Consider the following 10,967-nt stretch of genomic DNA (forward strand, 5'->3'; position numbering starts at 1 on the left):
CCCAGCCTCTTTTTTAGTTTACTAAATCGAACTCCTCCTTAACTAGTTAGTTGACTTCCTTCCTATTCATAACACATTCTTCAATATCCGATTGCAACCTTTTGATTAAGCGCTTACAATAAACGTATACGAATTTGTTTATTTTAGCAACAAATATACAATGAAATCATGATTTTACTAGGGATTAATTCACTAACTGTTTATCTTTTAAACGTATATTCTTTTTCTCACTCAAAACATCGGAGGGATTATTTTGTCATTCCATAACAAAGTTGTCGTAGTTACTGGTGCCACAAAAGGAATCGGAAGAGAAATTGCCCTAACCTTTGCTCGGCATGGAGCGTCACTCATTGTCAACGGTCGTAACAGCGAACGATTGGCAGACCTTCAGCATGCCATTCAAAAAGAAGGCGGCACATGTTTTAATGTATTAGGTGATGCTAGCAGTCCTGAGACCGCAAATCAAATCAAGGAAATAATTAGCTCGAAGTTTCAAAAGGTTGATGTCTTAGTTAATAATGCAGGTATGAACAAACGAACTCCTACTCTCCAAACCACTCTGGACGATTGGGAGAATGTTATTCGAACGAATTTGACCAGTGCTTTCTTAATCAGCCAGTCCGTATTGCCTTTTATGGTAGAGAACAAGGAAGGTGTGATTATAAATATCAGCTCTACAACAGCAAGCACGCCACATAAAAATGCTACTCCTGCCTATGGTGCATCCAAGGCAGCACTCAATTATCTGACCATGCACCTGGCTTATGAGATGGCTGGTCATAACATACGGGTGAATGCCGTATGTCCCGGTCCAATTGAAACGGATATGACCGAGCAGTGGGATGATACATACAGAGAAAAAGTCATAAATGGCGTTCCATTGAAAAGATTGGGAGATGTATCTGATGTTGCTGAAATGACGCTTTTTTTAGCTTCAGAACAAGCATCATTTATTACGGGGCAGTCTATCCATGTGAATGGCGGCACACTTATGCGATAACTGTTTCATGTACAATCAGCTTTCTGGCCATAGCCCGGTCGTAAATGATGCACCTTTCTATTCTCTTGTAACAAATGCAATATATACTAATCCGGAATTGTATAATTTTAATTAGTAAAGAGCAGGATTTCGTTATGAAAATCTCTGCTCTTTACTGGTTTTTGATTCAAATCCTCTAAATACTTACTTCTCCCCTCCCTCTGCGCAAACACATCACTCACTTTTTTCTGAATATTCATCAATCTCTAATCTAACCTTAACGTACTTCACAGTGAATACACCTTTTTGAAAGCTATGATAGCAGTATTAAAAATATATTGGAGGAAAAAGATGATGAAGGTTATTATGATTCCCTCAGGTTTTAAAGAATGTCTTGATGCAGAGGAAGTGGCTGTTGCAATGGGAGCAGGTGCAAAAAAGTTCGAACCTTTTATCCAGACAGAGATACTTCCTATGATAGATGGAGGAGAAGGCTTTGCAAAAGCCATTGTCAAGATCAAGAACGGTGAGTTAATTCATAAGACTGTTACTGGACCTGTATGGAAGAAGATCGATAGCCATTATGGTATTTTTCAAGAGGGAGAAACACGCACAGCAGTGATAGAAATGGCTGCTGTTGCTGGCTTGAAGCTAGTACCAACAGAATTGAGGAATCCGCTGCAAACAACCACATATGGCGTGGGCGAATTAATTCTTGATGCTTTAGACAAACAGGTCAATAAGATAATTATTGGCTGCGGTGATTCTGGTACGTCTGACGGCGGCGCAGGTATGGCCGAAGCTCTTGGTGCTGTATTCCTGGATGAAAAGCAGAATCGTATTGCTATAAGGTCTGTCACGGATTTAATGAAAGCGATATCAATAGACGCATCTGCCCTACCCGACAGACTGAATGACGTTTCTATTGATGTTGCTTGCAACTGGAAGAATATATTGTGTGGTGACCGTGGCGTGGCGAGAGTTTTTGGACCGCAAAAAGGAGCAACAGCCGAGCAAGTTGATGCCCTTTCAGCTTCACTTGATCATTACGCTGCACTAATTGAGGAATCTACAGGTATGGTCGTTCGCCATGCACCAGGGAGTGGTGCATCAGGAGGGCTGGGAGCAGGACTTCTTGCATTTACAGGCGCAAAGCTGCACCCCCGATTCGACTTGATTAAAAACTACATTCAGATTGAAGAAAAAATAGCCGACGCGGACCTCGTTATAACCGGTGAAGGCAGTATTGATTTCCAGACACCAGATGGAAAAATTCCTTGTGAAGTTGCAAGGATCGCAAAAAGATACAATATACCTGTCATAGCGATTACGGGCACAATTGGACGCGGAGCCGAAAACAATTACAAAGCAGGTATCGATGCATACGTAAGTATCATCCAATACCCCGTCACCTTAGAGAAAGCTATATCGAAAGCACCTCGATGGATCAAAGAGAGTGTAGAATGCATCCTGCGCCAAATCACAATAGGTTTGGCATTAGCAGACCAAAGGATCTCGAAAGAAAGGATCCAATCTCATGGAACAAGTGAACCGTTATAGAAGAAGTAAAAAGCACCTCGCCAAACGGACTAAAGAAATCCCTGGCAACGCACGTTTTATTGGTATTACTCATGGGTTTATCCTCTTATTTGTCATTATGACAGATATGGATTATGCCGCAAAAGTATCGCTTTTTGCTTTCTTGTCCGCAATGACACTCTGGATCACGACAAAGATACCCGCTGGATATGTTGCTGTTTCGCTTATAGCTTTTATCATATTTATGAATGCAGGCGAACCTCAACTGCTTTATCAATCATTCAGTGAAGAAGTTGTATGGTTGATGCTCGGGGCATTTGTGATTGGTGAGAGCATTAAAGAATCAGGACTTGCTGAACGGTTCAGCCAAGCTATCCTGTATCGGGCTAAATCGAAACATTCCTTGATACGCGGTTTTACTCTTGCATTAGGATTAACGGCGCTTTTTATCCCTTCCACTTCAGGAAGGGCTGCCCTATCCATGCCAATTATCAAGCAACTAGGTACTCACTTTTCAAGTAAGGAAAAAGAATTTTTAGCTATTTTAGCTCCAGTTATCATTTTAATGAGCACTTCAGCAACTTTAATAGGTGCTGGTTCCCATTTAATTGGTATAGGATTACTAGAAAGTACAACGGACCAATCGATCTCATTCATGCAATGGCTGATATGGGGAGTGCCTTTTACAATCGTTATCACTTTCATAACAATGTATATCGTAAAATTAACTTTATGGCCGAAGCACATAACGTCAGATAGCAGCGATGTACTTTCTATTAAAAATGCGCATAAGGACACATCTATAAAAAAGATAGAGAAAAAGACAATTATCATACTTGTTGGTTTGATTATTGGATGGGTTACTGAGAATATCCATGGGTATGATATTGCATTTGTCACTATGATTGGTGCATTGTTATTTATGATACCTCGCTATGGCGTGATCAGCTGGAAACAAGGTATAAAGGCCATTTCATGGAACTTGCTTTTATTTGTGGCGGCCGCTACAGCTCTTGGGAAAGTATTAGTGGATACGGGCGTTGTCGGCTGGATGGAAGAAGAAGTGATGCATTACTTGCATTTATTCGCAGGAGCTTCAGAATGGACGATTGTTCTGCTGCTTTCCATCGTAACCGTTACCAGTCATTTATATATCACTTCACATACAACGCGTGCCATCGTCTTTATACCAAGTTTAATCCTTTTTGGACAGTCTATCGGTGTAGAACTTGATACTATCGTGTTTTTAAGTTTAATAGGAATGAATTACTGTGTAACATTCCCTGTCAGTTCTAAGGCTCTGCTTCTCTATTATGAAGAAGGTGATAGCACATACGACGCTAAAAATTTACTTAAGATAAGTCTTGTGCTCATGCCGATTTATGTACTTGTTATCCTATTGTTTTATTTTACTTATTGGAAATGGACGGGATTATCTCTATAAGATGAGATGAAAAAAGCAGTGCCACGGTGGCACTGCTTTTTTTCACTTTAGCCTAAATCGACATTATGATATACCTGCTGCACATCTTCTAGATCTTCAAGAGCATCGATCAGCTTTTCAAATTGCTCCTGTGCCTCTGCATCAAGGGTGATGTCATTCTGGGCCAGCATAGAAAGCTCAGCAACAGAGAACTCTTCGATTCCAGCTTGCTTAAGAGCTTCCTGTACAACGTGGAACTGATCAGGCTCTGCATAAACGATGACCGCATCGTCTTCTTCGATGATGTCACGTGCATCGACATCAGCTTCCATCAGAATCTCCAATACGTCATCTGAGGACTTGCCTTCGATACCGACGACTGCTGTCGCATCAAACATATATGCAACAGATCCGCTGACACCCATGTTTCCGCCATTTTTACTAAATGCAGCACGAACCTCAGGAGCTGTACGGTTCACATTGTTTGTCAATGCATCAACAATAATCATAGAGCCGCTCGGCCCGAATCCTTCGTAGCGCATTTCGTCGTAGTTCTCTTCGCCGCCGCCTTTAGCTTTCTCGATTGCACGATCGATGATCGCTTTCGGTACGTTGTACGTCTTCGCACGCTCCAAGACAAACTTCAATGCCTGATTGGCTTCCGGATCCGGCTCGCCTTGTTTGGCAACTACATAGATCTCCCTGCCGAACTTGGCATAGATCCGGCTGGTATTGGCATCCTTCGAAGCTTTCTTCTCTTTGATATTGTTCCATTTACGTCCCATTGTTGAACACTCTCTTTCAATCTATTTTAAAACTGTGTGTGAAATAATGATTGCTATTACCATTATAGCGCAAAATGCTGTGTACTAAAACTGAGGCACTTAAGGAGCTGGGTGGCAAAGGAGGCCCTTTATGAATAAATGCCAGAATCCTCATAAGGATTCCGGCTTTTTACTGAATTGCTCATATGCTGTTTCGAATGCTTGAAAGCTAGCTGGACCAAGTTTTGCTTTATCCCGGTCAAATAGCCTTTCAAAAACAATGTCATAAACTTCTGCTGCACTGCATTGCCTGAAGCTTGCAACAAGCTCTAAATAAGATAAAAAGTATACACTGCTTAGCTTCCCGCCTTTATTCAGAATCATAGATTACTCTCCCTTCTAATCTGAGGATGTCACGCTACTTCTCTGTCTATTATAAGTATATAACAATTGCTTTATATAACAATTTGCTTATATACTAGTTTCAGAAGGAGGAGTTTTGATGACAGAAACGGCTGCTTTATCTACTGAAAAGCTCACAGAGACTTTAAAGATCCTTCATGATCCCACACGTCTGCTGCTAATGAAATTACTGACCGAAAAGGAGTATTGTGTCTGTGAACTGGTAGACATGTTCGAAGTCAGCCAGCCGGCAATCAGTCAGCACTTGCGTAAATATAAAAAAGCAGGTCTTGTTTACGAAGAAAGACGCGGGCAATGGCGCTACTATCGTTTTAACGAGACTTGTGAACAGCACGCTTTGGTGGAGCAAATTCTCGGCCAGCTGGACGAGTATGACGAGCAGCTTGTAAGGCTGCGTACCAAAGCAGAAGCAATAACTTGTTAAGTAGGGAGTTTTTATACACATGTTAACAACTGTTCTAGCCTGTATCATTTTTCTTATCACACTTATACTAATCATCTGGCAGCCGAAGAATTTGAATATCGGCTGGATAGCCTGCAGCGGTGCAATTCTCGCTCTATTAGCTGGTGTGGTCGACTTCACGGACGTATGGGAAGTGACCTCCATCGTATGGAACGCTACCTTGGCGTTTGTGGCTATCATTTTGATTTCACTAATATTGGATAGCATCGGTTTCTTCGAATGGGCCGCTTTACATATGGCCGCTGCAGCAAAAGGAAATGGCGTAAAGATGTTTGTTTATGTCTGTGTATTAGGTGCCATCGTATCCGCCTTTTTCGCAAATGATGGTGCAGCTTTAATTCTGACACCAATTGTGCTGGCCATGGTACGAGCACTACGTTTTGACGAAGCACTCGTATTTCCTTTCATAATTGCAAGTGGGTTCATTGCAGATACTACTTCACTGCCGCTGATTGTAAGTAACCTGGTGAACATTGTATCAGCCGATTTCTTTAACATCACTTTCCTGGAATATGCTTCGCGTATGATCATTCCGAATTTGATCTCACTCGGCGCGAGCATCCTTGTGCTCTACTTATTTTTCAGAAAACGTCTCCCTCGCACATATGAGATAAGTTATGTAAAGCAGCCGTCCTCGGCGATTAAAGACCGAAAAATGTTTAAACTATCTTGGTATGTATTAACCCTATTAGTGATCGGTTATATCGTCTGCGAGTTCTTTCATATCCCCGTCTCCTTTGTAGCTGGATCAATTGCAATCTTCTTCCTGCTTATTGCACGACGCAGTCCAGCAGTTGAAGCAAAAGCAGTTGTGAAAGGTGCACCGTGGAATATCGTCTTCTTCTCTATCGGTATGTATGTCGTTGTCTACGGATTGCGGAATGCAGGCCTCACAGATATACTCGCAGATGCGATCCAATATGTCGCAGACCAAGGTATGTTCATCGGAACAATCGGTATGGGCTTTATCGCAGCCATTCTGTCTTCAGTCATGAATAATATGCCGACAGTTATGATTGATGCGATTGCGATTTCCCAGACTTCCACTTCCGATGCTATACGGGAAGCCCTTGTTTATGCAAATGTGGTCGGTTCTGATCTTGGTCCGAAAATCACACCAATCGGCTCACTAGCTACGCTGCTATGGCTTCATGTCCTTTCCCAAAAAGGTGTCAAAATATCGTGGGGAGCGTATTTCAAGACAGGAATCATATTAACTATACCAACGCTGTTCATAACACTAACAGGACTTTATATTTGGTTATCCATCATCCATTAAAGGAGAGATATTATGAAAATCCGTATAATAGGATCCGTCGCATCCGGTACCTCAGTGGCAGCAAAAGCACGCAGAAACAACGAAGAAGCAGATATCCGCATTTATGACAGGGACTATGATATATCTTACAGCGTCTGCGGCATCCCTTACTTTGTCGGTGATGAAGTCGAGGATCTGGAGACACTGAATCCGCGTAATCCAGCTTGGTTCAAGAAACGCTATAATGTCTCGATTCAGACAAGACATGAAGTAATTGATATAGATCATGATAACAAGACTTTAACTATTAAAAATTTAGATACGGAAGAAACTGTGACGGACACTTATGATGTTCTCGTCTTTGCCACTGGCGCCAGCCCTATCACACCAGACATAGAAGGCACAGAGCTGGGACATGTCTTTCACGTGAGGACAATTCAGCATGCAGGTGCAATCGAGCAGTTCATCGAATCCCGCAAGCCGAAAACAGCTACCATCATAGGTGCCGGTTATATTGGATTGGAAATGGCTGAACAGCTCACTCATTTGGGGATTGAAGTAACCTTACTCCAGCGAAGCAAGCAGGTAATGAAGCACCTGGATAAAGATATAGCTGACCATGTGGCAGATACTTTGGAAGCACATGGTGTAAACTTGCTTCTCGGACAAGAAGCTGTCCGTATTACGAATACAGACGTCATTACCTCCAGTGGAGATACAATTGCATCTGATATAGTTTTCCTGGCTGTTGGTGTTCAGCCAAATACAGCTTTAGCTGAAAAGATTGGCATCAAAATTGGAGAAACCGGAGCAATTGCAGTAAATGAAAAAATGCAAACCAATTTGCCGGATGTATATGCAGTCGGAGATGTGGCAGAAAGCTTCTCCGTTATCACTGGTAAACCGCTCTATCGACCGCTTGGTTCCACCGCTAATAAGATGGGACGTATAGCTGGTGACGTCATTACCGGAGGCACTTCTGCTCACCGAGGTATTCTGGGCACCGGCATTGTCCGTGTATTCGAATTAGCTGTCGGGCAGACCGGCATGAACGAACAAGAAGCTCTTGCACACGGGTATGATATCGAAACACTGCATAATATCAAACCTGCCCGCGCTGCTTATCTTGGAGGCAAGGAGATTATCATAAAAGCAATTGCTGACCGAGCTACCGGCCAACTGCTTGGTGTCCAGGCAGTTGGAGAAGAAGGCGTGGACAAGCGTATCGATGTATTCGTCACTGCTATGACCTTCGGTGCCAAAGCAGAGGACCTGTTCCATCTTGATCTAGCATATGCCCCACCATTCAGCACAACAAAGGATCCCGTCATGTACACTGGCATGGCGCTCGATAACGCCATAAAGAAGCATAATAAGCTGCTTACACCAAAAGAGCTGCAGCATAGGCTGGAACAAGGAGAAAACTTCCAGATTATCGATACACGGGCTAAAGATCAATATAACACTTCTCATGTGCCTGAAGCTGTCAGTATTCCTTTAGCAGAGCTGAGGGAGAAAGCGAAAGAACTCGACCCGAAAAAACCAACTTTATGCTACTGCAACAGTGGCGTAACAGGCAATGCTGCACAAAATATACTCAGGAATATGGGATTTGAAGAAGTGTACAATCTCTCTGGCGGGAATAAGAACTATCAGAAGTACAGAAAATAAGCAAAAGCCGCATACGTTTGTATGCGGCTTTTGCTTTGAATGAACTACGTATTATATATCTTCAGATTCTCTTTTCGATCTATTCCTGGCGGCTTTCCAAACATTTTTCTGTACTCCCGATTAAAATAAGAAGGACTTTCATATCCAACTTTAAAGGCTGCATCAGCCGCTTTAATATCTTCTCCAATTATTAACCGCCTTGCTTCTTGAAGCCGCAATGCCCTCTGGTATTGAATAGGAGTCATTGTTGTAACTTGTTTAAAATGATGGTATAAAGCTGACGGGCTAAGATTTACTTGTTTAGCCAATTCATCTATTTTTATTTCTCGAGAAAAATACTTCTTTAAATAATATAGAGCAGCAGCTACTTCAGATAACTTACTCCCTTTGGCAGCGAGGTTTTTTACTCTGTCACCGTGCTTTCCCTGCATGATACGGTAAAGGATTTCTTTGATAATAAGAGGTGCAAGTACTTCCGTGTCTTCAGGAGTATGCAGTAGCTTCACGAGTCTGATTAATGCCTCCACAATAACTTCATCTGTCTGATCTACAAATATGCCTCTCTCAGATATACCTTTGTGGGTGGCGTGCTGCTTATACTCTTTTGAGACCTCTGCTATCTGTAGTAAATTAAAATTCAATCGAAGACATAAATATGGTTCCGTCTCACTTGCCTCTAAAATTTCTCCGATAACTGGCAGATCGACCGCTACGACTAAGTAATCGCCCTTCCGGTAAAAGAATTCTTCCCCATTAACGGATACCAATTTTCTTCCTTGCAGAACAATGCACAACGCAGGTTCATGCATTGTATGTATAGGCTTCAGCGGCTTTACAGATCGAATAAATTCCAGACTGGAGATACGTGTAAGATTCGTACCATCCTTGGTTGCAAATCTTGAGACCAGCTTTGTAAGCTCGGCTTCTCTCAATTGCAATTGCCCTTCTGACGACATGGAATACATCCTCCTTTGTTGAACTCATTGTCTTGGAGGATAGGGCAAGAATTAAAGAGACGCCGGCTACCGCTCCATATTCACTTTCCATGATACTAATAGTAGATCAGAAAAAGGAGTTGATATTGATTGAAGACTATTAATCATTCTTATGCTGGACTCTGGGTCACTAAAGATCGGTATATCAGGCATGAACTACTAGACGAAGGACGCTATGTTGAAGCTCGCGGTAATGTCGAAGGCGCCTATACAGGTAATTATCAGATAATAGGTGACCACATTGAATATCAAGATGATACTGGATTCACAGCTGATGGAGATTTTCGTAACGGAATCTTATATCACGCAGGGATGATTCTATATCGTGACCACGGCTAATGTGGTCACACAAAGAGTCTCCTATCAAAATTATATTTGAAAGGAAGATACAAGCATGAGTATAAAGAATAAAGTTGTTCTTGTCACCGGAGGAAGCAGCGGTATCGGAGCAGCAACTGTAGAATTGTTGGCTGAAAATGGTGCTATTGTGATTGCGGCAGCCCGCAGAACAGATAAATTAGAAACAGTTGTATCCACTCTCCGCCAAAAAGGATATACAGCCGATTATAAGCAGTTGGATGTTACGGACTTTGAACAAATGCAGGATACAGTACAAGAAATTACAAAGGCATACGGAAGAATTGATGTAATTGTAAATAATGCTGGTGTAATGCCACTATCTAAATTGGAAGCTCTGAAAATCGATGAATGGAATCGTATGATTGATGTGAATATAAAAGGTGTCCTCCATGGTATTGGTGCTGCATTACCTCTGATGAAGGAACAGCATAACGGACATATTATTAATATAGCTTCTATAGGCGCATACGAAGTAACCCCAACAGCAGCAGTTTATTGCGCAACCAAATATGCAGTCCGCGCAATCACGGAAGGTTTACGACAGGAGGCAACGCATAACATTCGTTCAACTTTAATTTCACCGGGCGTAACCGAATCAGAATTAGCTGATCATATTACCGATAAACAAGCGAGTGAAGCTATGATCGAGTATCGACGACAAGCACTTCCTGCTTCCGCTATTGCACAAGCCATTCTTTATGCAATTTCACAGCCTGCAGAAATCGATGTGAGTGAATTGATTGTAAGACCTTCTTTATCATCTTAGATTGTAGAAAAGTTCTTTCTTAGTATGATAGGGCTCTATAGTTAAATATCTATAGAATCAAAAAAAGTATTAGAGTAATTAAACTCTAATACTTTTTTCTAAGCTTCCTAGCGGACTTGAACCGCTGACCCCCACCTTACCATGGTGGTGCTCTACCGACTGAGCTAAGGAAGCAATGGCTCCACAGGCAGGATTCGAACCTGCGACCGATCGGTTAACAGCCGATAGCTCTACCACTGAGCTACTGTGGAACAATAATAAATATGTATACAAAAAAGAACTGCCTGGCAGTGTCCTACTCTCGCAGGGCGAACCCAACTACCATT

General features: G+C 42.1%; 11 protein-coding genes and 2 tRNA genes. 8 read left to right on the forward strand and 5 right to left on the reverse strand.

What is annotated here, in order from left to right:
- Positions 1-253: 253 nt before the first annotated feature.
- The 3 genes from CHH48_RS17370 (at position 254) to CHH48_RS17380 (ending at position 3,962) form a co-directional block, all read left to right on the forward strand.
- Positions 254-1,000, forward strand: a complete 747-nt coding sequence (locus tag CHH48_RS17370) for an SDR family NAD(P)-dependent oxidoreductase (RefSeq protein ID WP_095220797.1) — start codon at positions 254-256, stop codon at positions 998-1,000.
- Between the two features lie 333 nt (positions 1,001-1,333).
- Positions 1,334-2,539 (forward strand): glycerate kinase family protein, encoded by a 1,206-nt coding sequence (locus CHH48_RS17375; protein ID WP_095220799.1) that lies wholly within the window; start codon positions 1,334-1,336, stop codon positions 2,537-2,539.
- A complete protein-coding gene (locus CHH48_RS17380; protein ID WP_245840432.1) occupies positions 2,517-3,962 on the forward strand; it encodes an SLC13 family permease in 1,446 nt (481 codons plus the stop codon). The genes CHH48_RS17375 and CHH48_RS17380 overlap by 23 nt, the downstream gene beginning before the upstream one ends.
- Positions 3,963-4,009: 47 nt before the next feature.
- Here CHH48_RS17380 and CHH48_RS17385 read toward each other — a convergent pair whose 3' ends face one another.
- Together CHH48_RS17385 and CHH48_RS17390 are read right to left on the reverse strand one after the other, a co-directional pair.
- Positions 4,010-4,726 carry a YebC/PmpR family DNA-binding transcriptional regulator gene (locus CHH48_RS17385; RefSeq protein WP_095220796.1) on the reverse strand — a complete coding sequence of 239 codons (717 nt, stop codon included), beginning with the start codon at positions 4,724-4,726 and terminating at the stop codon, positions 4,010-4,012.
- A 150-nt stretch (positions 4,727-4,876) separates the two neighbouring features.
- A complete protein-coding gene (locus CHH48_RS17390; protein WP_095220795.1) occupies positions 4,877-5,089 on the reverse strand; it encodes a hypothetical protein in 213 nt (70 codons plus the stop codon).
- 118 nt (positions 5,090-5,207) lie between these two features.
- Here CHH48_RS17390 and CHH48_RS17395 point away from each other — a divergent pair, with 118 nt between their 5' ends.
- The 3 genes from CHH48_RS17395 to CHH48_RS17405 are packed head-to-tail and all read left to right on the forward strand — an operon-like array spanning position 5,208 to position 8,520.
- Positions 5,208-5,552, forward strand: coding sequence for an ArsR/SmtB family transcription factor (locus tag CHH48_RS17395; RefSeq protein WP_095220794.1), 345 nt, complete (start codon positions 5,208-5,210; stop codon positions 5,550-5,552).
- Between the two features lie 19 nt (positions 5,553-5,571).
- A complete protein-coding gene (locus tag CHH48_RS17400; protein WP_095220793.1) occupies positions 5,572-6,870 on the forward strand; it encodes an arsenic transporter in 1,299 nt (432 codons plus the stop codon).
- A 12-nt stretch (positions 6,871-6,882) separates the two neighbouring features.
- Positions 6,883-8,520: an FAD-dependent oxidoreductase gene (locus CHH48_RS17405; RefSeq protein ID WP_095220792.1), complete on the forward strand. Its 1,638-nt coding sequence runs from the start codon at positions 6,883-6,885 to the stop codon at positions 8,518-8,520.
- A gap of 44 nt (positions 8,521-8,564) precedes the next feature.
- Here CHH48_RS17405 and CHH48_RS17410 read toward each other — a convergent pair whose 3' ends face one another.
- On the reverse strand, positions 8,565-9,476 hold the full coding sequence (locus CHH48_RS17410; protein ID WP_095220791.1) for an AraC family transcriptional regulator: 912 nt from the start codon (positions 9,474-9,476) through the stop codon (positions 8,565-8,567).
- Positions 9,477-9,605: 129 nt separating this feature from the next.
- Here CHH48_RS17410 and CHH48_RS17415 point away from each other — a divergent pair, with 129 nt between their 5' ends.
- Complete coding sequence (locus tag CHH48_RS17415) at positions 9,606-9,854, forward strand: Atu4866 domain-containing protein (protein WP_095220790.1); 249 nt, start codon at positions 9,606-9,608, stop codon at positions 9,852-9,854.
- A gap of 55 nt (positions 9,855-9,909) precedes the next feature.
- A complete protein-coding gene (locus CHH48_RS17420; RefSeq protein ID WP_095220789.1) occupies positions 9,910-10,641 on the forward strand; it encodes an SDR family oxidoreductase in 732 nt (243 codons plus the stop codon).
- 101 nt (positions 10,642-10,742) lie between these two features.
- On the opposite strand, the gene CHH48_RS17425 is transcribed toward CHH48_RS17420, so the two are convergent.
- Both CHH48_RS17425 and CHH48_RS17430 read right to left on the reverse strand, forming a co-directional pair.
- A tRNA-Thr gene (locus CHH48_RS17425) sits at positions 10,743-10,815 on the reverse strand.
- 2 nt (positions 10,816-10,817) lie between these two features.
- Positions 10,818-10,892, reverse strand: a tRNA-Asn gene (locus tag CHH48_RS17430).
- Between the last annotated feature and the right edge of the window lie 75 nt (positions 10,893-10,967).

It is taken from the genome of Terribacillus saccharophilus, assembly GCF_002272075.1.
In the GTDB taxonomy this organism is placed as follows: domain Bacteria; phylum Bacillota; class Bacilli; order Bacillales; family Amphibacillaceae; genus Terribacillus; species Terribacillus saccharophilus_A.

Excerpts from the sequence above, each read along its gene's own strand:
- CHH48_RS17385 (WP_095220796.1), bottom strand. The coding sequence starts at position 4,726 with ATGGGACGTAAATGGAACAATATCAAAGAGAAGAAAGCTTCGAAGGAT.
- CHH48_RS17400 (WP_095220793.1), top strand. The coding sequence starts at position 5,572 with ATGTTAACAACTGTTCTAGCCTGTATCATTTTTCTTATCACACTTATA.
- CHH48_RS17420 (WP_095220789.1), top strand. The coding sequence starts at position 9,910 with ATGAGTATAAAGAATAAAGTTGTTCTTGTCACCGGAGGAAGCAGCGGT.
- CHH48_RS17375 (WP_095220799.1), top strand. The coding sequence starts at position 1,334 with ATGAAGGTTATTATGATTCCCTCAGGTTTTAAAGAATGTCTTGATGCA.
- CHH48_RS17405 (WP_095220792.1), top strand. The coding sequence starts at position 6,883 with ATGAAAATCCGTATAATAGGATCCGTCGCATCCGGTACCTCAGTGGCA.
- CHH48_RS17395 (WP_095220794.1), top strand. The coding sequence starts at position 5,208 with ATGACAGAAACGGCTGCTTTATCTACTGAAAAGCTCACAGAGACTTTA.
- CHH48_RS17410 (WP_095220791.1), bottom strand. The coding sequence starts at position 9,476 with ATGTCGTCAGAAGGGCAATTGCAATTGAGAGAAGCCGAGCTTACAAAG.
- CHH48_RS17390 (WP_095220795.1), bottom strand. The coding sequence starts at position 5,089 with ATGATTCTGAATAAAGGCGGGAAGCTAAGCAGTGTATACTTTTTATCT.
- CHH48_RS17380 (WP_245840432.1), top strand. The coding sequence starts at position 2,517 with ATGGAACAAGTGAACCGTTATAGAAGAAGTAAAAAGCACCTCGCCAAA.